The sequence below is a fragment of the Amycolatopsis sp. 2-15 genome (assembly GCF_030285625.1).
GTDB lineage: Bacteria > Actinomycetota > Actinomycetes > Mycobacteriales > Pseudonocardiaceae > Amycolatopsis > Amycolatopsis carbonis.
In genome coordinates, this window is sequence record NZ_CP127294.1 from 5,386,847 (window position 1) to 5,411,798 (window position 24,952).

The 24,952-nt window shown below is 68.2% G+C and carries 18 protein-coding genes and 2 pseudogenes; 13 read left to right on the plus strand and 7 right to left on the minus strand.

Annotated elements, in window-relative coordinates:
* Window positions 1-1,004 precede the first annotated feature (1,004 nt).
* Entirely contained in the window at window positions 1,005-1,790 is a 786-nt protein-coding gene (locus QRX50_RS26795; protein ID WP_285965929.1) for a class I SAM-dependent methyltransferase, read from the minus strand.
* A 168-nt stretch (window positions 1,791-1,958) separates the two neighbouring features.
* Here QRX50_RS26795 and QRX50_RS26800 point away from each other — a divergent pair, with 168 nt between their 5' ends.
* From QRX50_RS26800 to QRX50_RS26825, 6 genes and pseudogenes are all read left to right on the plus strand, one after another.
* On the plus strand, window positions 1,959-2,528 hold the full coding sequence (locus tag QRX50_RS26800) for a deazapurine DNA modification protein DpdA family protein (protein ID WP_285965930.1): 570 nt from the start codon (window positions 1,959-1,961) through the stop codon (window positions 2,526-2,528).
* Window positions 2,529-2,655: 127 nt separating this feature from the next.
* Window positions 2,656-3,147, plus strand: coding sequence for a hypothetical protein (locus QRX50_RS26805; protein ID WP_285965931.1), 492 nt, complete (start codon window positions 2,656-2,658; stop codon window positions 3,145-3,147).
* Between the two features lie 135 nt (window positions 3,148-3,282).
* Window positions 3,283-4,300, plus strand: a pseudogene (locus QRX50_RS26810) (transposase).
* Between the two features lie 311 nt (window positions 4,301-4,611).
* A pseudogene (locus tag QRX50_RS26815) lies at window positions 4,612-4,734 on the plus strand (DUF2637 domain-containing protein); the annotation flags it as partial.
* A 148-nt stretch (window positions 4,735-4,882) separates the two neighbouring features.
* Window positions 4,883-5,308 carry a hypothetical protein gene (locus QRX50_RS26820; protein ID WP_285974777.1) on the plus strand — a complete coding sequence of 142 codons (426 nt, stop codon included), beginning with the start codon at window positions 4,883-4,885 and terminating at the stop codon, window positions 5,306-5,308.
* 158 nt (window positions 5,309-5,466) lie between these two features.
* Window positions 5,467-5,928, plus strand: a complete 462-nt coding sequence (locus QRX50_RS26825; protein WP_285965932.1) for an SRPBCC family protein — start codon at window positions 5,467-5,469, stop codon at window positions 5,926-5,928.
* Window positions 5,929-5,990: 62 nt separating this feature from the next.
* On the opposite strand, the gene QRX50_RS26830 is transcribed toward QRX50_RS26825, so the two are convergent.
* Both QRX50_RS26830 and QRX50_RS26835 read right to left on the minus strand, forming a co-directional pair.
* The gene (locus QRX50_RS26830; protein ID WP_285965933.1) at window positions 5,991-7,574 is read right to left on the minus strand and encodes a phytoene desaturase family protein; all 1,584 of its coding nucleotides are present in this window, start codon (window positions 7,572-7,574) and stop codon (window positions 5,991-5,993) included.
* 9 nt (window positions 7,575-7,583) lie between these two features.
* Window positions 7,584-8,654: an NAD-dependent epimerase/dehydratase family protein gene (locus QRX50_RS26835; RefSeq protein ID WP_434533142.1), complete on the minus strand. Its 1,071-nt coding sequence runs from the start codon at window positions 8,652-8,654 to the stop codon at window positions 7,584-7,586.
* A 299-nt stretch (window positions 8,655-8,953) separates the two neighbouring features.
* Here QRX50_RS26835 and QRX50_RS26840 point away from each other — a divergent pair, with 299 nt between their 5' ends.
* Window positions 8,954-9,190: a hypothetical protein gene (locus QRX50_RS26840; protein WP_285965935.1), complete on the plus strand. Its 237-nt coding sequence runs from the start codon at window positions 8,954-8,956 to the stop codon at window positions 9,188-9,190.
* A 335-nt stretch (window positions 9,191-9,525) separates the two neighbouring features.
* On the opposite strand, the gene QRX50_RS26845 is transcribed toward QRX50_RS26840, so the two are convergent.
* Complete coding sequence (locus QRX50_RS26845; RefSeq protein WP_285965936.1) at window positions 9,526-9,651, minus strand: hypothetical protein; 126 nt, start codon at window positions 9,649-9,651, stop codon at window positions 9,526-9,528.
* A 3-nt stretch (window positions 9,652-9,654) separates the two neighbouring features.
* Window positions 9,655-10,833, minus strand: a complete 1,179-nt coding sequence (locus QRX50_RS26850) for a TerC/Alx family metal homeostasis membrane protein (RefSeq protein WP_285965937.1) — start codon at window positions 10,831-10,833, stop codon at window positions 9,655-9,657.
* 418 nt (window positions 10,834-11,251) lie between these two features.
* Here QRX50_RS26850 and QRX50_RS26855 point away from each other — a divergent pair, with 418 nt between their 5' ends.
* From QRX50_RS26855 to QRX50_RS26880, 6 genes are all read left to right on the plus strand, one after another.
* Window positions 11,252-11,533 (plus strand): hypothetical protein, encoded by a 282-nt coding sequence (locus QRX50_RS26855; protein ID WP_285965938.1) that lies wholly within the window; start codon window positions 11,252-11,254, stop codon window positions 11,531-11,533.
* Window positions 11,534-11,730: 197 nt separating this feature from the next.
* Entirely contained in the window at window positions 11,731-11,991 is a 261-nt protein-coding gene (locus QRX50_RS26860; protein WP_285965939.1) for a hypothetical protein, read from the plus strand.
* Between the two features lie 827 nt (window positions 11,992-12,818).
* Window positions 12,819-15,545, plus strand: a complete 2,727-nt coding sequence (locus tag QRX50_RS26865; RefSeq protein WP_285965940.1) for a bifunctional YncE family protein/alkaline phosphatase family protein — start codon at window positions 12,819-12,821, stop codon at window positions 15,543-15,545.
* An 881-nt stretch (window positions 15,546-16,426) separates the two neighbouring features.
* Window positions 16,427-16,894 (plus strand): hypothetical protein, encoded by a 468-nt coding sequence (locus QRX50_RS26870; RefSeq protein ID WP_285965941.1) that lies wholly within the window; start codon window positions 16,427-16,429, stop codon window positions 16,892-16,894.
* A gap of 857 nt (window positions 16,895-17,751) precedes the next feature.
* Entirely contained in the window at window positions 17,752-22,680 is a 4,929-nt protein-coding gene (locus tag QRX50_RS26875) for an AAA family ATPase (protein ID WP_285965942.1), read from the plus strand.
* Between the two features lie 165 nt (window positions 22,681-22,845).
* The gene (locus tag QRX50_RS26880) at window positions 22,846-23,037 is read left to right on the plus strand and encodes a hypothetical protein (RefSeq protein WP_285965943.1); all 192 of its coding nucleotides are present in this window, start codon (window positions 22,846-22,848) and stop codon (window positions 23,035-23,037) included.
* A 206-nt stretch (window positions 23,038-23,243) separates the two neighbouring features.
* Here QRX50_RS26880 and pip read toward each other — a convergent pair whose 3' ends face one another.
* Both pip and QRX50_RS26890 read right to left on the minus strand, forming a co-directional pair.
* On the minus strand, window positions 23,244-24,230 hold the full coding sequence (pip, locus tag QRX50_RS26885) for a prolyl aminopeptidase (protein WP_285965944.1): 987 nt from the start codon (window positions 24,228-24,230) through the stop codon (window positions 23,244-23,246).
* A 248-nt stretch (window positions 24,231-24,478) separates the two neighbouring features.
* Complete coding sequence (locus tag QRX50_RS26890; RefSeq protein ID WP_285965945.1) at window positions 24,479-24,946, minus strand: GNAT family N-acetyltransferase; 468 nt, start codon at window positions 24,944-24,946, stop codon at window positions 24,479-24,481.
* Window positions 24,947-24,952: the final 6 nt, after the last annotated feature.

Sequence of the window (24,952 nt, forward strand, 5' to 3'; positions counted from 1 at the left end):
CCTGCAAGCGCCCGTGCTGGTCTCAGACATGATTCGTGTCATCTGATCGTTGCTTTCAAGCAGAGGACCAGACTTTGTCCTATGTGGACAGTCTGGTCCTCGTGTCAGACTTCAGCGGTAGCGGCGCTACACCGTTGACCGGACTGAGGCTGTCTCCAAGGTCGTGCCGCTCTTCATCAGATGATGTGGGTTGGCCTTCGACGGTCGTATCCTGCGATCATCGTAAGGACAAGCCAGGATGGGTTGGCTGGTTTCGTTTTCCTGGTGCCGTGCGACGCCAGCGGAAGCACGGGGAGGGTCGCGGTGGGTAGGCACGGGCTACGCCCGGAGGACCAACTCACGGTGATTGCGGTGCCGGCGGTGGCTGGGGGACTGGCTCTGGTTCAGTACACGCTGCAGTAGTCGCCCAGGTGCTGCCGGACGCTCCGCTGCTGCTGCCGGATGGTCCGACTGCGCTCGTCGATCTGGACAAAGCAGACGCCCTCCCCCGTGGCCATGTCATTTGGCTGGACGATTTGGACCGATTCCTGGCTGGTGGCGGGTGACTGCGGGGATGGTTCACCGGCTGCGCGAGTCGAACTGGCTCGTCGCGACGCTCCGGGCACGAATGGGCTCGATTCCGGCCCGTCGACAAGCTCCGCCCACCAGAGTGGGACGTGCTGAGCGCGTTCAAGCGAGTGCTACTCGATCGCGACTGTGATCGGCTCGATGGGGGCGACCTGCGACGTGCGATCCCCGACCGGGACAGCCGAGATCGGATCAACCGCACCGGCATTGGCGAGTACGTCGGTGCCGCCCAACTTGTGCGGTACCGCCTCACGATGGGAGAACACGACAACCCGTGCGGCTGTTCTCCATGGTGATACTCCTCGGCGCGGTCATTTTCCCGTGAAGAAGGGGGTGTGCTGCTCACCGAAGGCGCGGATCCCCTCGTTGAAGTCGTGCGAGGCCTGGCAGGCACGGACGCAGTCCAGTTTCGCGGCCAGTTCGGTGCAGGCGGAGGATCAGGCGTCGGATGGCGATCGCGTAAACGCCAGGAAGTGCGCGCTCGCGTTGATCAGCAGCGGATCCTGTTCGACCAGACGTGCGCAGTGCAGTGCCGCGTGCATACGTGTGGGGAACTCCTCTACGCCGGCGACGTCGAGCGCCGCCCAGGCTGGTCCTTCGACGCCATAGACCTCGACATCGTCCAAACCGGCGGCTTGGATCTCGGCTCGCAACTCGTCCGCGGTGTGCCAGTGGGTCGAGGTGAATCCAACGTGTCCGTCGTAGTCCCCCGTCGCGATTACCGTTTCGACCGACGGAATCAGGTTCGTATCGAGCGTGCCGTTGGTCCCTGCCTCCAGGGCAGAGAGATAGCGGCTGATCCCTGCTGCTGCCAACACGCCTTCTGGCCGCAGCACCCGCCGCGCTTCTGTCAGTGCTCGTGCGCGGTCAGCCGGATCAGTAAGGTGGTAGAGAGGCCCAAGCATCAGCACGGCGTCGAAGCTGCTGTCCGAGAAGGGCAACTGACGAGCATCACCCACCTGTGCCGTGACTCCAGGCAACGTCGCCGCCGCGTCGACGTGTGCCGGAACAATGTCGATGAGATGCACTCTGTGCCTGTCGCGGGCAAGCCACTCGGCGTGCACTCCGGTACCGCCTCCCACGTCGAGCACCGTTGCTGGCGGCGTGAGGAACCGGCGGAGGAGTTCCTGCGTACGAAGGAACTCCAGGCGGCCGTGCGGGGTCCTAGCCAGTCGAATGCTTTCCGTGTTGGTGGTGTAGTGCCGCACAAGGTCAGTGGTCATGGGCCATGGTGGGTGTCGCCTCGGCAGATGGTCAACCACATTTCGCCGGTTCGGTGGTCTCTGCTCACGAAACTGCGTTTTTCATCATGGCTCATGGCCGCCGAGGTGGCGTCGGTGCCGGCAAATCTACTGTTCGGGGGCAGTGGTTCCACGGCACCAAGAAAGTCGGTGCCTGAGCACCAATACCTGGGCGTGATCAACGCGGTCGAGTTGCGAACGCTTGCGCCGGAACTGCCGGGGCGGCCCGGGCTACAAGGTCGAACCCCCGACGACTACCGGCGACACGCCGACCTCTACGACCAGCTGGCCGGGATCGACGTCACCACGAACCACGTGTGTGCCGGCAATGTGCGCCGACTGCAGGACACCACCCTCGCGGGAGAGTTCCTCCGCGCCGTGCGCCGCCACGGCGTCCAACGCATCCACGGGTTCGGATTCAAACTCGGCCTGCTCAAGCACCACGCCTACATCGACTCGGCGGACTCGCTCGCCTGGTCCGACGGCGCCCGCCGTCGTGGCAGACCCACCGAAGACTGCCGGCGGCCGTGGGTGAAGAACTGCGCCAACCACCTGCACTACCTGCTCACCTGGCGCGCGGCGCTCACGGACAAGCTTCGCCGCCACCGCCACCGCCACCGCCACCGCCACCGCCACCGCCACCGCCACCGCCACCGCACCCGCGCAGAGCAACTGCCGCTGTGGAACCACACCGCGATCGGCGCCGCACCAGCTGCCTGACGCCGCACCCGAGACGGGGAATAGCGCGCCCCGTGCGGCAGCGCCACCGACCCACCACCTGCTCGATCGGAGAACCGTCATGCCCAGCACGCCTGACAGCTCGCCCTCGCCGAAGCACCTGTAGTCGGTGGGGGCGGGCGGTCGCCCGCGGCTGCGCACCGGCGCCGCCCCCGAAACCATCCGGGTGCTCACCGCCGCGCTGGACGCCCGCATCATCCCCGACACCTACGTCAGCGACGGCGCACCCGTCGTCGTGGAACAGGTGTCCGGGGCGGCGGGCCCGACCGCGGGCGACGACGACGTGGTGCTGCCGCTGTCGTCCTCGACGCTCAAACCGGAACTGCTGGCCGGGCTGCTGGCCCACCACACCGACGTGGTCCAGTCCAAAGTGAACGAGAAGGGTGACACCCACGACGTGGAGGTCTCACCCCCGGCCGCGGTGCTCGCGGCGGTGCCGGCCCGCCAGTCCTGGCCCGGCCTGCCGGTGCCGCGCCGCATCATCTCCACCCCGGTGCTGCACCAGACCTACGCCGCGGTGATCGCCGGCCTGGAGTCGGAGGCGCACCAGCGGATCGAGCGAGCGCTCGACTGGGACGAGGACACTGGTACATCCAAGTGAACGCGGGTGGTCGAAAATTTGGGCTCTTCGTAGTGATGTGTGGGTGGGTTTGCCCAGGTAGCAGGAGGGCACGTCGTTGCTGGGTCTAGGTTTCTGAGCTGTCGAGGAACAGAAACTGGATAGACGGAGAACGACGTGCCCTCAACCAGGGTATGGGGTCGGCTGCTGGGTGTCGGCACAGCGGTCGTGGAGTCGGTCGAGTTCGATGAGACCGAGCAGGTGCTGGTGGCCGCGGTGCGGGTCCGGCGGCGGGATCGTGACCGGTGTGGAGTGTGCTCGCGGCGCTGCCCGCGGTATGACCCCGGCCGGGGTCGGCGGCGATGGCGTGCGCTGGACCTGGGGACCGTGCGGGCGTTCGTGGAAGCGGACGCGTCCCGGGTGCGGTGTCGCGAACATGGAGTCGTGGTCAGTGCGGTGCCCTGGGCGCGGCACGGCGCAGGGCATACCCGTGCGTTCGATGACACCGTCGCCTGGCTGGCGACCGCGACGTCGAGGTCCGCGGCATGTCTCGGCGGACGCGGCTGCGTGGATCGCCCGCACTGTCGAGCGGTACTGCCCGGACGCGATCCGCTGCGCTGACCCGTTCCACGTGGTCAAATGGGCTACCGACGCACTGGACCAGGTCCGGCGCCAGAGCTGGAACATCGCGCGCCGTCAACCGGGTGGCAGCCACAAAGACAGGCGTGGCCGTCGGGCCTCGGCCGGCGCCGCACAAGGCATGAAACGAGCCCGATGGGCGTTGTGGAAAAACCCGGAGAACCTCACCGAGCACCAGCGCCACAAACTTGCCTGGATCGCCAAGACCGACCCCCGCCTCCACCGCGCCTACCTCCTCAAAGAAGGCCTCCGCCACGTCTTCGCCGTCGGCGGCCACGCCGGAAAAGACGCCTTGCAACGATGGCTGTCCTGGGCCAGGCGGTGCCGAATACCGGAGTTCGTCAAACTCGCACGAACCATTCAGTCCGAACTGCCGGCGATCCACGCGACCCTCGATCACCGCCTGTCCAACGCACTGATCGAGTCGACCAACACCAAGATCCGGCTGCTGACACGCCTCGCGTTCGGATTCAAACACCCCCACGCCCTGATCTCCCTCGCGCTCCTCGCCCTCGGCGGCTACCGCCCCGAACTACCCAACCGCACCCACACATAGCTCATAAGAGCCAAAATATTTTTGGGGGGTATTGGGGGCGGATGCCCGTGGACGGCGCGATACGGCCCGGTGCAGCCGGACAAAACGAGAAGCGCTCCGCACCTGTTTCGCTGGTCGCGGGGCCGGTTTGTGCTGATGGAAAGGGGTGCCCCCGGGCGGGTTCGGACGACATCTACATCAACTGAAATGGCCTCTGAGCTGCGGTTTTCCGCGTTTATGGGCATCGCGAGCTGTCGCCGCACTCGTCGAAGTGATTCGGCGCGACGGTCGAGGTGATTCAGGAGCCAGGGTTCGACCACTCGATCGGAGCAATGAAGCAGCCACCCGCGCGTCCGTGGTCACTGTGGATCCAGTGCGGCGCGACGGGCTTGGTCGCGCTGGGTGCGACTTACGCGTCGTACCAGCACTGCCGCGCGTTTGCTGGCCGATTCGGTGCAGATGCGACGACTGCGTCGATTTGGCCGTTGATCGTGGACGGTCTGCTGACCCTCGCGACGAGCTCTGGCGGAGCGAGGAAAGGGGCAAACCAGCAAGAGGTCGGGGCCGGCTTGGGCTGCCTTTCTGTTCGGGATCTCGCTGTCGTTGTGCGCGAACATCGGCTCGGCGCCGTCGCTGAGCGTCTTCGGGGTGACGGTGGCTGCTTGCCCGCCGCTTGCTCTGTTGCTTGCCGTCGAATTGCTCAACCGTGCGATGAAAGATCACCACGTCAGTCGGGCCGTCGAGATCGGGCCCGGCCTGGCTCAGGCCGAGGGTTACCTGCGCCGCATCGAAGAATCGGTCTGCGGCGATGACACCTCGGGAGCGCGTGACGCTCTCACGGCAGAGGAGCGGATGTGGCAGTACTACGTGGAGCAGGCCGGCAGCGGTCGTGAGCCTTCGAGCGCCGAGCTGGACCGGGTCGCCGGGACCCACAACTACGGCCGTCGTGTGCTACGTCGTTGGAAGGAATCTGGCCGTACTTCATCGGCGGCTCATCGGCGCCTGATTACCCGGCTCACCCGCGGGTAACCGGACCGCAAACGAAAGGGGCCACCGATGCCCGAGGTCAGCCACGCCTCCGGAACGCGTCGGACACGAATGTCCGCAGCACCGCGAGGGGTGCCACCGCGAGTGAGCGCCCACGACCACTGCGGCCGGGCTGATCGCCGGCCGCCGAGGAGGGACCGATGATCGAAGTGACCCGCGTGGTCGACGCCCCACCGTCCGCGGTGTTCGCCGTCCTCGCCGACGGCTGGATGTATTCGGGCTGGGTGGTCGGCAGCTCCCACATTCGGGACGTCGATGCCGCCTGGCCTGCGGTCGGCGCGCGCCTGCATCACAGTGTCGGCGTGTGGCCGTTGCAGCTGGAGGACACCACGGTCGTCCTCGCCGTCTCATCGGGGGAATCGCTCCGGCTGGAGGCGCAGGGCTGGCCCTTCGGTACGGCGGATGTCGAGGTGACGCTGACCGCCGACGGCGGGTCCGGGGGAGGCACGCTGGTACGCATGCGCGAGCGCGCATTGCGGGGGCCGGGAAAGCTTCTCCCGGAAGCGTTGCAGGCGTTGGTGCTGCGGCCGCGCAACCGCGAGTCGCTGGCGCGGCTGGCCGCGCTGGCGGAGGGCCGGGCGCGCAAGACCGTCGAGTCGTAGCTTCCAACCTCGCGCGGGCGCGCCGGTTCATGAATTCTGAACAGACGCCGCGCGGACGGCTCTCAGCCGTACACCGCGCGGTGCGCCGCCTTGATCAGCGTCGCGTAACCCCCACCGAAGATTCCGTTGCGCGCCAACGCCGCGCGGGCCGCGTTGGCACCCGGTCCGCCGTGGACGGCGCCACCGGGGTGGGCGGAAGCGCCGGCGAGGTAAAGACGGTCCACGGGGGTGTCGGCGCGGCCCAGGCTGGGCACGGGACGGAAGAAGAGCTGCTGGTGGATCGCGGTGGTGCCGCCGTTGATGGCACCGCCGACGAGGCTCGGGTCGTGCGCGGCGAGTTCGGCCGGGCCCTGGACGTAGCGAGCCAGGATGCGGTCGCGGAAGCCCGGCGCCTGGCGTTCGATCGAGTCCTCGATGGCTGCCGCCCGCCGCGACAACGCGGACGGCGTTGCGACCGAACCGCGCGGCACGTGGGTGTAGGCCCATGCCGCTTCGGTCCCCTCTGGTGACCGGGTCGGGTCGGCCGTGGTCATCTGGCCCAGCAGCAGGAACGGCCGCCGGGGCACGCGGCCGTGGCCGAGTTCGGCGCCGAAGGCGGCCAAGCCGTCCTCGTCGCAGCCCAAGTGGACGGTCCCGGCACCCGCGGCCTCGTGCGCCGTCCACGGCACCGGGCCGGACAACGCCCAGTCGACCTTCACGGTCGCACTGTCCCACTCGAACCCGTTGAGATCCTGGAGCAGCCGGGCAGGCAGCCACTCCGGCGCGACCAGCTTTCCGTACAGCGCAGGCGCCGGCACGTCGGCCAGCACCGCCCGCCGGGCGCGGATCGCGTCGCCGTCGGCGCACCGCACGCCCACCGCCCGCCCGCCGGCCACGAGGACTTCGTCGACTTCCCGTCCACACTGGACCGAGCCGCGGTCGCCCAGACGCTTCACCAACGCCGACACCAGCTCCCCGGCCCCGCCTTCGGGCACCGGGAACCCGACGTCCTGCGCCAGCATCGCCAGCAGCCAGCCGAACACCGCACTGCCGGCGTTGTCCACCGACAGGTCGCTGTGCGCGGCGTTGCCCGCCAGCAGCAACCGCGCGCCCGCCCCGGAAAACCGTTCCTCGCTGAACCGGCGGACGGGCAACGTCAACATCCGCGCGAGGCGCAGAGCCTCCGCGGTGCCGGTGCGCCGCAGCAACCGGACGGCCGGCCGCACGGGTGGGAACGGCGTGAACAACGCGTCGAGCAGTCGGTCGCGCAGGTGCTGCCACTGCGCGAACAACTCCTGCCACGCGTCGCCGTCACCGGCGGAGAACCGGTCCACGGACGCGGCCGTGCGGTCGACGTCGCGCGACAGCAGGGCGCACCGGTTGTCCGGCAGCACGTGCGCGAGCACGTCGGGCGCGTGCCGCCAGCGCAGGCCGTGGTTTTCCAGTCCCAGCCCGCGCATGATCGGCGACGCGGCCGACATCGGGAAGAACGCGCTGCAGAGGTCGTTGCGGAAGCCCGGCGCGGTCACCTCGGCGGTGCGCACCGCACCACCCGGCGTGTCCGTCGCCTCCAGCACCAGCACGTCCCAGCCGGCATCGGCCAGCAGGTTCGCGGCCACGAGTCCGTTGTGCCCTGCCCCGACCACGATCGCGTCGACGGTCTCCACCACGCCCCCTCACGCCTGCGACTGGTGCGTCGGCCGCCGGCGCGCGAGTGCGCGCACTCGCGCGCGCAAGCCGGTGGCCGTCCCGGCCAACGGTGGCGACGCCCCGGCCGCTTTGCCGCGCAACCCCTCGACCAGCTCCGCCAGCGTCTCTTCGGTGCTGTGCCGAGGCTGCCACCCCAGCACGAGCTCCGCACGGGTCGTGTCCACGAGTGCCGCCCGGTCGGCGAGCTCGAGCCATCCGGGGTGCAGCGGCTGCAACCCGGCCGTCCAGGCGAGGCGGGCCGCGAACCGCGCCACCGGCTTGCCTACCGGCAGGCGCAGGCCGCCGAAGAGCCGTGCGAGGGCGTTGGCGTCCAGCACGTCCGGCGCGGCGAGGTTGAACGGTCCGGTCGCGCGCTGCTCCAGGATCAGCCGCACGGCCGAGGCCACGTCGTCGGAGTGCACCGCCTGCACTCGCAAGCCGTTCCACAGCGGGATGGGCAGCAACCGCCCGCCCAGCAGCCCGGGTGGGATCACCGGGCCCAGCAGCCAGCGCGTGAACTCGCCCGCCGCCGGCCGCTGTAGCACCGCGCACGGCCGGATCCGTGCCAGCTCGACTTGCGGGTGTGCCGCGGCGAATGCGTCGAGCACCGTCTCCAGCTCCGCCTTGCCGCGGCTGTAGGCGCTGGCCGGGATCCCCGTGCGCGGGAAATCTTCAGCCACCTTTTCGCCGCGCGGCCCCGGCCCGTACGCGGCCACCGACGAAGCGCACACCACGTGCCCGACGCCCGCTTTCGCCGCGGCGTCGAGCACGTGTCGGGTTCCGTCCTCGTTGGTGCGCCACATTGCCGGCTCGCGCCACGCCGGCGAGATCGCCCACGCGAGGTGCACGACCGCGTCCGCACCGTCGAACTCCAGCGCCAGTGCTTCCTCGGCCCCGGGTTCACCGAGGTCGAGCTGCAGCCAGGACACACCGGAGTACGGCTCGGCGGCGAGGTCGGGAACGCGCCGCGCGACGCCGGTCACCTCCCACGAGGAGCCCAGCTCGCGCAGCAGCGCCGTCCCGATGTTCCCGCTCGCACCGGTGATCACGATTCGCACTTTCCAGAACTACCCCGGTACAGAACACGGTAACCCGGTCATCGGGTCCTCGGTTTCGTCGTCGGCGGAACATCCTCATCGCTGACGGCCCGCACCTACCCGCTCCGGCCGTCGGTAAACCCGTGCTTGAAAAAATCGATGGTTGATGACGCCCGGTGCGGGTATGCCACGCGCCGAGCGCAGCCGACAGCACCGTTTTCCGGATCGAGGTGGCGGCGATGGACTCAACGGTTCCGGGCGGGCGGAGGACCGTCTCAGCGCGGAACGCGGCTCGACGTCTCCGAGCGACCGAACGTCAGTTGAAAGCCACGGACGCGGTCTGGGTGCGGCGGACCTTCGGTGAGGTCGCGTGGCCCCTGGGTCGCGGCTGGTTGGCGGTGAACTTCGCCTTGGACGTCATCGCGCTGGCGCTGATCCTGTTCGGCGTGCTCGTGGTGTTACCGGTGGCCTTCGCGGGATTCGTCCTGGGCAACATCGCCGTCTGCATGCACCTCGAACGCCAGAGCCGGAGCGAGGGCAATATGAGAAATCGGTGACCCGCCGCCTGGTTGACGAAATTCTCACCCATTCGCTCCGTGGTCGCGAATGTGTGACACGCGCTCTTGAGCGTGGCCCGATCAGTCTCCTGGTGGTGGGGGTGGGGGCATGATCTCGATGCCGATCTGGCGTCGGAAGGGTTCGGCTGTGTTTCGCCGGTGGCCGGCTCGAGACAGGAGTTCTTGAAGTCGACAGACGGCACGCGTGCGCGCAGGCCGGGCAGGTCACCGAGGGTGGTCCACAGGATTGAGCTTCAGGATGCGGAGGGCCGTGTGCGGGCTCGGTGGTCCGAGGCTGCCGGCTGTGACAGGTCACTGTGATCGGATCGTCGGGTTCAAGAGTCTGGGCCATTGGGTGGTCGAGGTGGGGTCAACGCCGCACAGGTGATCACCAGTGCAGCGAGGATGAGCAGGGTGAGGAAGAGCTCGATCAGGGCGTTGACGAGCAGTTCGGTTGCCATGGCTTAGTCCTGTCGGTTGTCAGCCGGGCTGTCACTCGCGTCTCGAGGGACGTCGGGCGTGTGTTCGCGGGCCTGCATGTCGGTGTGCCCGTTGGTGTGGTTGGCGGGTTCGGGCGTGCGGTGGGGTGTTCGGAGGCTGGTGGCGGTGACGGTGGCCAGGATGAGGACGATGACCGCCAAGGAGATCGGGGTGGGGATCTGCGGCACGGAAGGCCAGACGCCGTGTGCCCAGTGCAAGACCAGTTTCACCCCGATGAACGCGAGGATGATGGCGAGGCCGTGGTTGAGGTGGCGGAGTTTCGCCAGCGCGGTGTGCAGCACGAAGTACAGGGCGCGCAGACCGAGCAAGGCGAAGGCGTTGGTGGCGAACACCAAATAGGGATCTTCGGTGATGCCATAGACCGCGGGCACCGAGTCGACCGCGAACACCACGTCAGTGGTGAACACGGCCACCACCACGACCACCAACGGGGTGTACACCCGTTTCCCATGCTCACGCACGGACAACCGGGCTCCCCTGTAGTCATCGGTGATCGAGACGAACCTGCGCAGCAGCCGCACTGATCGCATCCGCGAGGTATCCGGCTCGGCATCCGCACCGGTCAGCGCCTGGTGCAGGATCTTCACCGCCGACGCGAAGAGGACCAGCCCGAACACGAGGAACGCCCAGGTTCCCGCCGCCAGCAGTGCGGCGCCGGCCGCGATGAACACACCCCGCAATACCAGCGCGCCCACAATGCCGTAAAGCAACACCCGCTGCTGCAGCGCGGGTGGGACCACGAACGCGGCCAGCAGCAGCATGAACACGAACAGGTTGTCCACCGACAGGGACTTCTCGACGACGAAGCCGGTCAGGAACTCCACCCCCTGCGCGCCCCCGAACGCTGCCCACAGCCAGGCGCCGAACACCACCGGCAACGTCAGGTAGAACGCTGACCAGCCAACGGCCTCTCGCATGGACACTTCGTGGGGACGCCGCGTCATCATGAAGTCAGCGACCAGCAACACCACCAGGACCGCGATGCTGATCAGCCACAACCACGGGGACCCCACCGACTCCGTCGGAGCCGCCACCACGACCTCCGCAGAAGCTGGCGGGGCTGCCGCCGTTGCGGCGGCCGGGTCGGCGATGGACAAGGCGGGCATCAGGACCTCCTCGAACGAGCGCGCACACTGGCGCATGTTCGAGGTCTCCTTCACCCGGTACACCGACACTCGTGGCGCCGACGTCGGGCGGACTCCCGGGGACATCAACGGGATGTCCGTATTGACCGGGCAAACCCTGCGGAAGTACTCCCCTCGCAGCCAGTATCGCTCCGTGCCCGTTGAAAGTGAAGATCAGTGAAAAGATAGTGGTGGCCACTGGGGTGCTGATGGGTCAGCGCTGCCGTGCGCCGCACGAGGCGTTCGCGCTGCTGGTGGACGATCACAGGACACCACTATCAAGCTCCGCGACGTCACCCAGGCATTCCTACCTCGGGCGACTCGCAGAATCACTTCAGGCTCGGTGCGATTGACGAGTGGTTCTCCTCAGGCCTGGCCGGGATCAAGCAGGCGCCCGGGGTCCCAGGGCTACTCGAAGATCATCGTCAAGCCCGCGGTGGTCGGTGACCTGGCCTCCGCGAGGGGCGAGTACCGCTCGGCCCCAAGGCACGATTTCGAGCGCGTGGACGCGCGTGCGCAACTCCGTTTCGAGGACCGTGCCGGTGCCGGCCAACCCCTCGTCCGAGATCTGGGTGCGGACCTGAAGAACGCCGGCAAATCGGCTGCCAAAGCCGGCGCCGGGCTGAAGGCGAGCCGTACCGAGGTCGGCACAACGTATGACTACGTGGTGTTCCCAGCCGACTCCGGCACCTACACACTCCGCGGTGCGGTGGCCTAAACGAGGCGAAGGGACCCGGGCCAAAACAGATTCCGGCCCGGGTCCCTTATCAAGCAAGTTCACACCGCGGCCGGCCGCTCCACGTAAGTCCGCGTCAGAATCTTCGGATCCACACCGGCCAGGTCTAGATCGGTCTCTTCGCGCAGCTTGCGGATATCGAGGAGCTGCTCGACTCGTTCGATGCGAACTACCTGGGCTTGTCGGCGGTGATGGCTCCGGTGATCATGGGCAATCCGGACCGGCCCAAGCTCGGTGAGGAGTTGAAGAGCAGCTTTTGCCGCACTGACAAGGCGATCGCGCAGGTTTTGCGCAGGCCACGTTCCTGTCAGACAACCGCGTGGACCTACCTGATCTTCCTCGTCGCCGCAACAGTCGCCCGCGCGATCGGGGGGCTGGTGCGCCGCACCACGGGCGACACCCCGACGGGGAAGATCGTCCGCACCGTCGTCCGGCCATGATCATGGGGATCGCCCGTTTTCATGATCCTCACACAGCTGGGGACTTCACCGGGGATCGTCGCGCGCTCGGTGGGCGCGATGCGGCCGCTGACGTGGTCGATTCCGGTTACCGGAAGGCCCGGGAACAGTCCGGCATGGTCACGTCCGATGTGGCGACCGGGAAGTAGCACGCCGTCACCGCCAAGTAGAAGGCCGAGGTGACGGTCGGCGATCAGAGATCGAGCACCCCGCCCGCGCAGACCCCGCACAGACTCCGTCGACGCCCACCACTAACGGCACGTACCGGTCGTGACACCTGGAGGGCAGTGTCTCCTCCCGGCCGCAGCGCCGCGGACGACACGGGCCGCCGGCCCGGGGTCGCCGTCCTGAGGGCTGACAGGGCCCAGCGCCGGCGGTCAGGCGATGACCGGAGCGAGTGATCGAGGAGGCCAGTTTCGCGATCGTCGTCCGGCAGGCCTGAAGCCGCCAGCGACTAATCGCCGAAAAGCAAAGTGATGAGTTAAATAGGTAAGCTAGAAGTTAAAACAGGTAAGCTGTGGGCCAATTGGTAGCTCGGCTAAAAGTCGTGGACGGGCCCTGCGCTCGATCGGCGGTTGAGTTCGCACGGCCAGCGGCAATGCCGAACGGGTCTCGTCGATTTCACCGTATTGTTTGGTTTGCCGTCTTTGACGGTGGCAGGTGCTCGTCTGACCCTGTTCTGACGGCGAGCCGTAACCCGCTGGCCATCCCTTTACTCCGCCAGTGCAATCACGCGTTCGGTGCCGCGCCGTCTTGGGGTTGTTTAGTTCCCGGAGTCCCCTCCGAACATTTGTTCTGTGAAAGGATCGATGGTGCAAGTTCAACGACGACGGTTTGCAGCGCGCAAGCGCTGGACGTTCGCCGGCTCTGCCGTGGTCATGCTCACGGTCGGCGGCGTCGCGTCCGCCGCGGTGGCCCACGTCCCGGCCAACCCGTTCGGCACGAGCACGCTCGGGCAGCACGACGCGGCCGGGCGGATCCTGACGTCGGACAACCACTGGCTCTCCCCGTTCGGAGCGCGTGCGGCCACGTTCTCCGCGCAATCGATCGGTAGCGCCATCAGCCCGGACGGTTCGAAGGTGGCGGTGCAGACGGGTGGCGACAACTCCGGTAAGCCGTCGATCACCATCCTTGACGCCGCAAGCGGTTCGGTGCTGCAGACGTTCGGCGGCACCGGTGTCGCGGCGCCGGTGTATTCGCCCGACGGCTCAGCACTGTATGCCGCCACGACGTCCAGCGTCCTGAAGTACACGGTCGCCTCAAACGGCATGATCACCAACCCGACCGCGCCGGCGAAGCTCGCGCTGCCGGGCGGGTCGTTGCCGTACGGGCTGACGCTGTCATCCGACGGCGCGAAGCTGTACCTCGCGCTGAGCGGCAGCAACAAGCTCGGCGTGGTCGACACCGCCACGAACACGCTCATCGTCCAGGTGGCGGTGGGGAATGCGCCGCAGGCCGTCACGATCGTCGGGAACAAGGCGTTCGTGTCGAACCGTGGTGGCCGTACGGCCGTCGCCGGCGACACGACCAACAAGTCCGACGGCACGAACATCGTGTCCGACCCGGTGACCGGTGCTTCGGCGACGGGCACGGTCTCGGTGGTGGACCTCGGGACCAACACGGTCGTCGACACCGTCAACGTCGGTCTCCAGCCGACGTCACTGACCCAGCACGACGGCGCCGTGTTCGTCACCAACACCAACAGCGACACCGTCTCGGTCATCGACGCGGCCACGCACAAGGTGACGCAGACCGTCAACGTGGAGCCGCTGCCCGGCATCCAGGTCGGTTCGTCGCCGAACTCGATCGCGTTCACCGACGCGAAGCACATGCTGGTGAGCGTCGGCCGTGACAATGCGCTCGCGCAGTTCGAATACGACGGCCCCCGCAGACCGGTGAAGTACCAGGGCCTGATCCCGACAGACTGGTACCCCAACCAGGTTCAGTTCGACGCCAAGCTGGGCAAGGTCGTCGTCAGCAACCAGCAGGGCATCGGCACCGACGGCGCTCCGCAGAGCCATGCCTACAAGGGCACGCTGACCTCCTTCGCCATGCCGGAGGGCCGGCAGCTCGCCGACACGACCCGGCAGGTGTTCAGCAACAACGCCTGGGACCGCCCGGCGCAGGCCGGGAACGAGCAGTCGGACGCCAACGGCCACGGCCGGCTGACCGCGATCCCGCGGCAGCACGGTGAGACGTCGCCGATCAAGCACGTGTTCATGATCATCAAGGAGAACCGGACCTACGACCAGATCCTCGGCGACCTGGGCAAGGGCAACGGCGACCCGTCACGGACCAACTTCGGTGCCGCTGTCACGCCGAACGAGCACAGCATGGCGAACACGTTCACGACGTTCGACAACTTCTACGACAACGGCATGCTGTCGGCGGACGGGCACAACTGGCTGACGCAGGCCGAGCCCAACGACTACCTGGCGCAGGACGCGGCCAGCGCCTGGGCCCGGAGCTACCCCTACAACGCACGCGACGCGCTGGCCTACCAGCGCGATGGGTTCATCTGGGACGCCGCCGCACGCGCCGGCAAGTCGGCGCGCAACTACGGCGAATACGAGGCCATCGCCAGCGGAACCCCCGGCTCGTGGCAGCAGTACTACGCGGACTCGCAGATCCTCGAGGGCAAGGCCACCGGCAACCTCCCGGTGGCGATGGACGCGTACAAGTCGTACTCCGACGTGCCGTCGAACAACGCCATCAGCAACCCGAACTTCCCGCAGTTCAACCTGGCCATCCCCGACCAGTACAAGGTCGACGTCTGGGAGCAGGACTTCAAGAAGGCCGAGCAGACCGGTGATCTGCCGGCTCTGACGACCATGTCGCTGCCCAACGACCACACCGGTGGACCCGCGACCGCGCGGGCCCAGGTCGCCGACAACGACCTGGCCGTCGGTCGGATGATCTCCGACATCTCACACAGCCAGTTCTGGAAGGACTCGGCCGTGTTCGTGTTCGAGGACGACACCCAGGCCGGCACCGACCACGTCGACGGACACCGCGCGCCGTTCTTCATCGCCAGCCCGTACGCCAAGCGCGGCGTCGTCAACAGTGAGTACTTCACGCAGGTCAACGCCGTGAAGACGATCGAACAAATCCTCGGGATGCAGCCGCTGAACCAGGAGGACCGCGCCGCGACGCCGATGTTCAGCGCGTTCACCGACACGCCGGACTTCACGCCCTACACCACGGTGGCCAACCAGATCCCGCTCACCGAAGGCGTGAGCAACCTGATCCCGGTGACTCCGGCGGCGGGTTCCTCGTCGGCTCAGGCGAGCGTGGCCCCGGCCGCTCCCGCCGACCAGCAGCAGACGGCCGATGCCTGGGCCAAGTGGCACCAGGACGAGGCGATGCCGAAGCTCACTGGAGAACACGCTCAGGTCGACGGAGTGAACCAGCCGCAGCTGGGCCGGTACGACTGGTACACCTCGACCGGGTGGACCAAGCCGTTCCCCGGAGACAACAAGATCCTCCGGCCCGACGAGGTTCCCGGCCGCTACCTGTTCAACGGAGACAACGACTAAACAGCCTGCCGTCACCGAGTGTCGGCCGGGGCCCGCTCTTGGGCCCCGGCCGACATTTCCGCAGTGTGCCAGATGTCTCGCCTCGCGAGGCGGCACTCGAAGCGGCGGCGCGAGACGATCGACGCCCCCGGCAAAGGAAGGCGATCGAACGTACCGTGTGTGATTGTTCTGGTGAGGTACGTCGTAGGCCCGACGTGTCCCGACCCGCCAATCTCGCCGCGACGGCGTCAGCAGCGTGCTCACGCGCCCCAACCCCTCGGGAGCGCTGCAGAGCATCGGCGTCTCCCAGGCCTTGAGCGCCGCCGCACGCACCGAAGCCGGCCGCATCTCGCGCTCACCGGCGAGCCACCGCGGAGGATCTCCACCGGCGTGTTCGGCCGCCACAGTGTGACTGAATACCGCCCGGTGCACCCCAACTTGGTCGTGGAGATCCACGCCGAAAGCTTTGTCCTGGCCTTCATCAACCGGCCTGGCCCCGAGTGCACCGCGTGCGCCTCCCGGTGCACCCCAACTTGGTCGTGGAGATCCACGCCGAAAGCTTTGTCCTGGCCTTCATCAACCGGCCTGGCCCCGAGTGCACCGCGTGCGCCTCGACCTCACTCCGGACGACGTCGAAACCCGAGGGCGACGCATTCGCGTGACCGAACCCGCTGCGCAGCCCGCACATCACCGCGGCGCAGCTGCTGCCGACTTCCGTCATTAGCCTTCCAGGACAACGGCATGACGGCACCTCCTTGCCGGTGGGTAGCGCCCAAAGGCGTCTTCCCATTCTCGAGGCCCAGCCGGCTAGCGTCGGAACCGGAGAAGACCAGGAGCGGAGCAACTCGAACGGGCCTCTGAGGGCCTCGCCAAGAAGCAGGAGTCCGTGCTGAGGCAAGGCGATGGACGGAGACCCAGACGACGCGTTCACGAAGGCGCTACGTGGCCGCTACAACGATCTTGAGGCCCAGAGACAGGGCTTGGTCTCGAAGCTGGCCGCGCTTAGCGAGGCGGCCACACAGATGTCGGACAGGCCGGATGCGGAAGCGGTGTCGCTGCTCGACGCCCTCCCGTGCCTCGCCGTGAACCTCGCCGGCGCTCCGGAAGATCTCCTCCGGGCACTCTTCGAGGTGGTTCAGCTCCACATCCAGGTCCACGACGAAGGTGAACGTGCGACACTGACGATCACGTTGCCCGCGGATCAGCTGACGGACGTCGCGGGCACAGCAAAGAGGATTTACGACCAGGTGGAGCCCAAGCAAGGTCCGGCAGTAAGGCCGGGACCACTTGTGGGGTTCTGGACTGTGCCCCCGGTGAGATTCGAACTCACACTGGACGGGTTTCGAAACCGGCCCGGAAACCCCGGATGACCTGCACAGATGGCCTTGTCGGCCTGAGTTGGGGGCATATTGGGGGTGGCAGGTCGTTCGAGCACGCGTTGGCTGGGCCGAACGGGTGGTCAACGAGAGGCGAGCCGTCTGCGAGGGTCGGTACTGTCGGTGCCTGGGTGTATCGCTTCTGTGAGCACAGCAACAAGGTCAGATACTACGACGACGTCGACGCCCTCGTGCTCGGCGTGACCGGTAGCCCGTCCCGGCCGACGGCGCTCGTGCTCGGCCAGGCTGACCGCCAAGGGCGGGTGCGCGCGGTGGGGCTGTCGACGACGCGGTCGCGGTCGGCGCTCACGTCGCTGGTCGGGAAGCTCCGGCTTGCCGAGGGGTGGCCCGCAGCGGGCGTCCAGGATCATCGCTGGCCTGCCCGGCAGCGAAGACTTCAGCTTCTGGCCGGCCGAGCCTGGTGTGGTTGTCGAGGCGCGCGCGCACCGCGCGTTCGAATTCGGGCGGTACCGTCACCGCCTGTCCGTCGTCCGTGTTCGAGCCGACTTCTAGCGAAGCGACGACGTTCCGAGCCATCGACGGCCAGCCCGGTCGTGAGTGGCCGTCTAATCGATTCGGCGTCCCCGTCGGTTGAGGCGTGGCACGATCAGGTCTGCCGACGCGCTCGTCGGGCCCGATGCTTGTGACGGTGATCTTTATCTGTCACTGGTGAGCGGTATCCGTCACCAGCTTGGCTCTTGTCCTGAGGGACGTGCCGCGATGGGCAGAAACTTGTGCAAGCAGGCGGTAAAGCGTAGACACTGTGGATGGGGACAGGCAGGGCCCTGCCTGCCCGGGATCCGCCCGACGCGGTCCTTCTGCAGCAGAGCGCGCGCACTCGGGTGACCCGCGTGTCCCTGCCGGGGGGCGTCGCCGTCGTCTGCAAGGAGCCGCTCGGGCCGGACGCGCAGCGGCGTTTGCGGCACGAGGTGGCGATCCTGGAGCGGCTGCGCGGTGTCGACGGTGTTGCGCAACTGGTGGACGCGCCGCGGTACCCGGGATCGATCGTGCTGGTGGACGCCGGTGACACCACCCTGGCCGGGCCGACAGAGCCACTGGCCGTCGATGAGGTGATCCGGCTGGCCGGCAAGCTGGCCCAAGCGGTCGCGGGAATGCACCGCCGCGGAGTGCTGCACCGCGACATCACCCCCGCCAACATCGTCGTCTCCGGGGACGGGGACCCGTGCCTGGTGGATTTCGCGTTGGCCATGTCCGTTTCCGAGATCCGTCCCGAGTTCGCCCACCACAGCGAAATCGTCGGGACGCTCGCCTACCTCGCCCCCGAGCAGACCGGGCGCACCGGCCGGTCGGTGGACCAGCGCGCGGACCTGTACGCGTTGGGCGCGACGCTCTACGAGCTGGCCACAGGCCGGCCGCCGTTTGGCACCGGTGACCCGCTGCGCCTGACCCACGATCACCTGGCACGAGTGCCGGTACCGCCGGCCCGGCTGAACCCGGCGGTGCCCGGTCTGCTGTCCGAGATCGTGATGCGTCTGTTGGAGAAGGAGCCCGACCACCGCTACCAGTCCGCCGAGGGCCTGGCCCACGACCTGCACCAGGTCCGCGACGTCCAGGCCCATCCGGCGGCTCGGGTGCACATCGGCGAGCACGACGTTCCGCAGCGGCTGCTGCCACCCTCACGGCTGGTGGGACGCGATGCCGAGGTGACAGCGCTAGAGGCGGCGTTCGAGGAGGCGCTGGCCGGCCGCTGTCAGGGTGTGCTGGTCGGTGGGGCGCCGGGGGTGGGCAAGACCGCGTTGGTCGATCAGCTGCGGCCGGTGGTGACGGGCCGGGACGGCTGGTTCGTGGCCGGCAAGTTCGACCAGTACCGGCGGGATGTCGAGTTCAACGCGGGTTTTCAGGCGTTCCGGGCGTTGGGTCGGCTGTTGCTGGCCGAGCCGGAGGATGTGCTCGCCGCTATTCGTGAACGGATCGTCGATTCGGTCGGGGCGACCGCGGGTCTGTTGAGCGCGGTGGTGCCGGAGTTCGCGGTGCTGCTGGGGGTGCCGCCGGATGCGGGGGATCCGTTGACCGCGCAGGCGCGCACGCAGCAAGCAGGTGTGCAGGGACTGCGGGCGGTCGCGTCGCGGACCCGGCCGGTGGTGGTGTTCCTCGATGACTTGCAGTGGGGTGGGCGCACCCCGCTCGGCTTCGTCGATCTCGTGCTGTCCGAGGAACCGGTCGAAGGCCTGTTGCTGGTCGGCGCCTATCGTGACGTGGAAGTGGACTCGGCGCATGCCCTGACCGCGCTGCTGTCGCGGTGGCGCGAGCAGGTCGGCGTGCGCTGGCTGGGGTTGGACAATTTGGCGGTGCCGAGCCTGGTCACCATGATGGCGGAGACGCTGCACGCGGATCGCGCCACCGTGGCTGGACTGGCCGAGATGATCAGCGAGCGCACGTCCGGCAACCCGTACGAGACGGTGGAGCTGCTCAACGCGCTGCACAGGGAGAGGGTGCTGGCGGCGACCGCCGTCGGGTGGCGGTGGGACGACGCGGCGGTGCGGGCTCGGCTGGGCCGGTCCGAGGTGGCAGGGCTGCTGGCGGCGCGGGTCGCGGCGATGCCGCCGTCCTCGCGGGCGCTGGTCGAGGCGATGGCGTGTCTGGGCGGGCGAGCCGAGGTGAGTCTGCTGCAGATCGCCACCGCCACAGAGGCGGGCGTGGTGGACCAGCAGTTGGCGCCCGCTCTCGACGAGGGTGTCCTGGTGGTCGAGCCGGGACCGCAGGAGGCCGTGCGGTTTCGCCACGACCGCACCCGTGAGGTCATCCTGAGTGGGCTGGAGCCTCTGCGGCGAAGTGCCCTGCAGCTGGCGATCGCGCGGCGACTGGCCGGGGTGCCGGAGCTGTTCGCGGTGGCGGCCGAGCAGTACCTGCCGGTGATCGACGCCGTCGTCGAGGCGGCGGAGCGCCGGCTGGTGGTGGGGCTGCTGCGCCGCGCCGCCGACCAAGCGGCGTTGATCGGCGAGTACACGCCGGTGAACGCGCTGCTGGTCGCCGCGCTGCGGCTGATCGGCCCGGGGGAGACTGCCACGCTGATCCAGGTGCACATCGGCCGCCACGCCGCCCTGTACAGCCTCGGGCGACTGGACGAGGCGGACGCGGAGTACCACACGATCGAGCGGCTGTGTCCCAGCACGATCCGACGCGCCGACGCGACAGCGGTGCAGGTGCGCAGCCTGACCCACCGCAAACGCTTCACAGAGGCGATCGATCTGGGCCTGAAGTCGCTGCGCGCGTGCGGCATCACGATCCCGGCCGCCGACCAGCTCGCCGCCGATCTCGACCACCAGTACGAGTACCTGTACCGGTGGCTGGAAACCGACACCGCCGAGGATCTGGTTCGGCCGGAGATCACCGACCCCACGCTGCTCGCTGCGACCCGCCTGCTCGACGCGACCCTGCCGCCGGTCTCTTTCCTCTCCGACCACACCAGGCTCGCCTGGCTGAGCCTGGAAGCCCTGCGGATCTGGCTCGAGCACGGGCCCGGACGTACCCTGGTCTGCCCCGCCTGCTTCGCCTCTTACTACGCTGTGGTACAGCGCGGCGACAGCGCCGGATATCGGGCGTTGGGGCGGCTCCTGGCGTGGGGCGAAGCCCGCGGCTATGAGCCCGAGACCTCGTACGCGCACTACTACTTCGCCATCCTCAGTTGCTGGTTCGAGCCCCTCGAAAACGGTCTCCACGCCATGCTGCGTGCCCGCGAGGGGCTGATCGCAGGTGGCGACCTGGCGTACGCCGGCTACACCTATCACTCGATCGAGTACTTCTTGCTCGACTGCCCGCCAACCCTCGACCACCTCGTCGAGCAGCTGGAGGCGGGCGTCGCCTTTGCACGGCGCACCGGCAACGAACAGATCGGCCAGGTGCTCGACGGTCACCGATGGCTGGCCGGTGTGCTGTGTGGCGGAAGCTCGGACGCGATTGGTACGGCGGATCCCACCGACAGGTACGCCGACAATCCGATGGCGCTTTTGTACGCGCATCTCAGCCGGGCGCTCGCCGCCGCCGTCTTCGGCGATCCATCCGGCTTGGCACAGCACACCGCGGCGGCGATGCCGCTACTACCGGCCGTCCTGGGCCACTACTCGACCGCCGTGGCCCGCCTGCTGCGTGGGTTGGCCCTGGCCGGGCAAGCCCGCAACACGGCCGGTGACGAGCGCGCCGCTCTGCTGGCCGAGCTGGACGAGACGACGCGGTGGCTGGCTGCACGTGCCGCAGCCGTGCCGGACAACTTCCTGCATCTGCAGCGGTGGCTGGAGGCCGAGCGGGCGTGGGTGGTGGGGGATTACCGGGCCGCCGAGCTGGCGTTCGACGCCGCCCGCCGCGAGGTCGCCGGCCGTGCGCGGCCCTGGCACCGGGCGTTGATCACCGAACGCGCAGCCCGCTTCTATCTGGCCCACGGCCTGGACCGCGTCGGTGGTGAGCTGCTCGCCCAGGCCCGCCAGACCTATGCCGCCTGGGGTGCGAGCGCGAAGGTCGACCAACTCGACTGGGCCTACCCCAGACTGCGGCCACACTCCGACGCGACCACTGGGCTGAGCGGAGACCAGCCCGCTCATCTGTCGCAGCAAACGGGCCCGGTCACCACCGGCACCCTGGACCTGCTGGGCATCCTGGCCGCCTCTCAGGCACTGAGCTCCGAGACCAGCATCGAACGCCTGCGCACCCGAGTCGTCGAGGTCCTCAGCGCGCTGACCGGCGCCACCGGTGTGCAGCTGCTGCTGTGGAACCCCGAACGCGACGACTGGCTGCTCCCCGCTCCCGACAGCGACACCGGCACCACCCAGTTCCAAGACATCACTCAGATCGCACGCACCGCCCCGAGCGCCGCCGGGGAACCCATGGTCCCGCTGTCTGTGCTGCGCTATGTCCAACGCCTCGGCGAATCGGTGCTGGTCGCCGACGCCACCGAGGACGACCGCTTCGCCCGTGACCCCTACTTCTCCGACCTCGACCGCTGCTCCCTCCTGGCCGTGCCCATCCTCAGCCGCGGCAGCCTGCGGGCGGTGTTGCTGCTGGAGAACCGGCTCATCCGCGCCGCGTTCACTGCCGGGCGGCTCGACGCGGTCAGCCTCATCGCCGGGCAACTGGCTGTGTCGCTGGACAACGCGCAGCTCTACGCCGAGCTGACCACCTCACGCGCCCGCGTCGTCACCACCGCCGACCAGGCCCGCCGGCGCATCGAGCGCGATCTTCACGACGGCGCGCAACAACGGCTGGTCTCCCTCGCTCTCCACGCCCGCACGGCACAAGCATCAGCACCTCTCGACGCCAGTGAGCTCCGGGCCCAGCTGGACAACCTCGCCACCGAAGCCATCACCGCACTCGACGAACTGCGCGAGCTCGCCCGCGGCATCCACCCGGCCATCCTCGCCGACGGCGGGCTGCAATCCGCGCTCAAAGCCCTGGCCCGCCGCTCGTCGGTCCCGGTCGAGCTGGACGTGACCATCCCGCGGCGGCTACCCGAACAACTCGAGATCGCCGCCTACTACCTGGTCGCCGAAGCCCTGACCAACACAGCCAAACACGCGCACGCCACCACCATCGGCGTCACGGTCGACACCACCGACCAGGAGACCGGCGACGTCCTACGCGTCTGCGTCTGCGATGACGGGCGCGGCGGCGCCGACCTCACCCGCGGCACCGGCCTCGTCGGACTCAAAGACCGGGCCGAAGCACTCGGCGGCCGACTGGTGGTGCACAGCGCCCCCGGCGCAGGCACCACCCTGCATGCCGAACTCCCGCTGTCACACGCCCACAAGGCCCGGGACCCCCGAAGATGACCTGAGCCGCAAGGTGGGGGCTTCCCGCTGTCAGGTCGGGGTGCGAACGGTCCCGACAGGTCCTGCTTCATCACTACTTGACCGTCGCCAAGCACCACGACGCCGAGTGCGCAGTCGCCCTTCGACGTGCCTGCGATGCAGAGATCGAGGGATGCGGAGCGTTCATTGGCGATCACTCTAGATACGAATCAGCTGGAGCACACGCAGCCGCCAGGCGTACAGTCCGCCCAGGTGGCTGCCTGGGCCGGGCACTCAGTTGCTGTACTGCACGAGGTGTACGCCAAGGTGCTGTCAGGGCTGGAAGAGGTTTCGCTGGCGAAGATCGCCACAATCCTCGGTCTGGTCGAGGACGAGTAGGCGCTAGCCGTTCTCGCCGCGACAAACGTGGACCGCGAAACACCGCGCACAGCCGTACATTGCCGGGCGGCTCCCCGCGCTGCCGGACGACACAAGATCTGACCCCTGACCAGGTACCTCCTGGTCAGGGGCCATTTTCTGCTGGCGACGCCTGGTGCTCCGGAGAGATTTCGAACTCTCACTGGACGGGTTTCGGGTGCCAGCGGTCAGTGGATCTGGTCCGCGGCCATTCGGGCGAAGCGGTCGGTGGCGGCGATGATCGCTGCGGTCATGCTGTCGCCGCCGTGGCCGGTGTCGTCGAGCACGACGAGCTCGCTTCCGGGCCAGGCCCGGTGCAGCGCCCAGGCTGTGCCGAGTGGACCGCTGACGTCGTAACGCCCGTGGATCAGCACGGCCGGAATCCCGTGGAGCCGCTCGATGTCACGCAGAATCTGCCCCTCGTCGAGAAAGCAGCCGTGGGACCAGTAGTGGGTCACGATACGGGCGATGGCCAGCTGAAATGCCGGGTCGGCGACCGATAGGGACGGTGCGGCGTCGGGGGCCAGCGACATGTGCGTGTCCTCCCACTCGCACCACCCGCGGGCGGCCTTGGCCCGGACCTCGGGGTCGGGATCGTGGAGCAGCCGGCTGTAGGCGGCTGAGAGGTCGCCGTCGCGTTCGGCGGCGGGTACGCCGTCGCGAAACCGTTCCCACTCGCGCGGGAAAACGCGGCCCATGTCACGAGTGATCCAGTCAGTCTCGCTGCGGTTGCCGTTGGTCACGGCCGCGAGCACCAATTCGGTCACCCGCTCCGGGTAGGCCTGCGCGTAGGCGAGAGCGAGGGTGACGCCCCACGAGCCACCTTCTACCAGCCAGCGATCGATTCCCAGGTGAACGCGCAGCGCCTCGATGTCGGCGACAAGGTGCTGGGTGGTGTTGGCCGACAGGTCGACGACCGGGTCGGTCGCCGAAGGGGTGCTGCGCCCGCAGTTGCGCTGGTCGAACACGACCACGCGGTAGCGGTTCGGGTCGAACAGGCTCCGGTATCGCGGAGAGCTCCCCGAACCGGGACCGCCGTGCAGCGCGACGGCCGGCTTGCCGTTGGGGTTGCCCGACACCTCCCAATACAGCGAATGGCCGTCGCCGACCGCCAGCATGCCTGACTCGTGCGGCTCGATCGATGGATATCGCCCGTCGTCGGATGTACTCGCCATACAGGCATGATCGCGCGCCGGTGCCCGACGAGACTAAGCGGCCCACACCAGCAGAAACGTGAAGCACCGTTCGTCGTCACGGACGGGCTACCCCCGCACGCGCGGAGTCCCGTCGGCGGCTGGTTCACAGTTCGTGCGGGTCGAACCGCACCTCCCACTTCGCTGCCTGCGCTGGCGGATCGTGAGGCCGTCTTCCACCAGCGGCGACGGGACTACGGAACACCCCTCCGGTCGTCGCGGTTGGCGGATTAGGTCAGTGCGCACCGCAGGACGATCTCGCCGTCGTCGATCTCGCCGGTCGGCTGGAAGCCGAAGCCCCGGTAGAACGGCCACGGTTCTCCCTTTCCAGGTTGGTAACTGGTGAACAGTTCGGTGCCGCCGTCCGCCCTGACCAGTTCGATGACCTTGGCAAGCGTGGCGCGCCCGTAGCCGCGGTGCTGGAACTCCGCTCCGACAAGCAGCCGCCACAGGACGTATGAGCCGACCACGCCGCGCGTACCTGGCGGCACCGCCCAGTTCAGCATGACGAAACCGACAGGCACGTCGTCCGCGTACACAGCGCGGTACCAGGGCGACAAGTGTGGTTTCTTGCGTGCGTCCTTCAGCGACTTCTTCACCGAAGCGACGAACTTCTTCTGGTCCGGCCGGACACGTACGGCGCACACCGCGTCGCGGTTGTCGTCGGTGATCTCACGCAGTTCGACGTGTTCGGTCACCTGGCC

What these genes read in the sequence shown, in the direction of transcription:
- QRX50_RS26845 (WP_285965936.1), bottom strand. Translation starts at nt 9,651, where the DNA reads ATGGCAACCGAACTGCTCGTCAACGCCCTGATCGAGCTCTTCCTCACC.
- QRX50_RS26850 (WP_285965937.1), bottom strand. Translation starts at nt 10,833, where the DNA reads ATGCGCCAGTGTGCGCGCTCGTTCGAGGAGGTCCTGATGCCCGCCTTG.
- QRX50_RS26865 (WP_285965940.1), top strand. Translation starts at nt 12,819, where the DNA reads ATGGTGCAAGTTCAACGACGACGGTTTGCAGCGCGCAAGCGCTGGACG.
- QRX50_RS26825 (WP_285965932.1), top strand. Translation starts at nt 5,467, where the DNA reads ATGATCGAAGTGACCCGCGTGGTCGACGCCCCACCGTCCGCGGTGTTC.
- QRX50_RS26870 (WP_285965941.1), top strand. Translation starts at nt 16,427, where the DNA reads ATGGACGGAGACCCAGACGACGCGTTCACGAAGGCGCTACGTGGCCGC.
- pip (WP_285965944.1), bottom strand. Translation starts at nt 24,230, where the DNA reads ATGGCGAGTACATCCGACGACGGGCGATATCCATCGATCGAGCCGCAC.
- QRX50_RS26795 (WP_285965929.1), bottom strand. Translation starts at nt 1,790, where the DNA reads ATGACCACTGACCTTGTGCGGCACTACACCACCAACACGGAAAGCATT.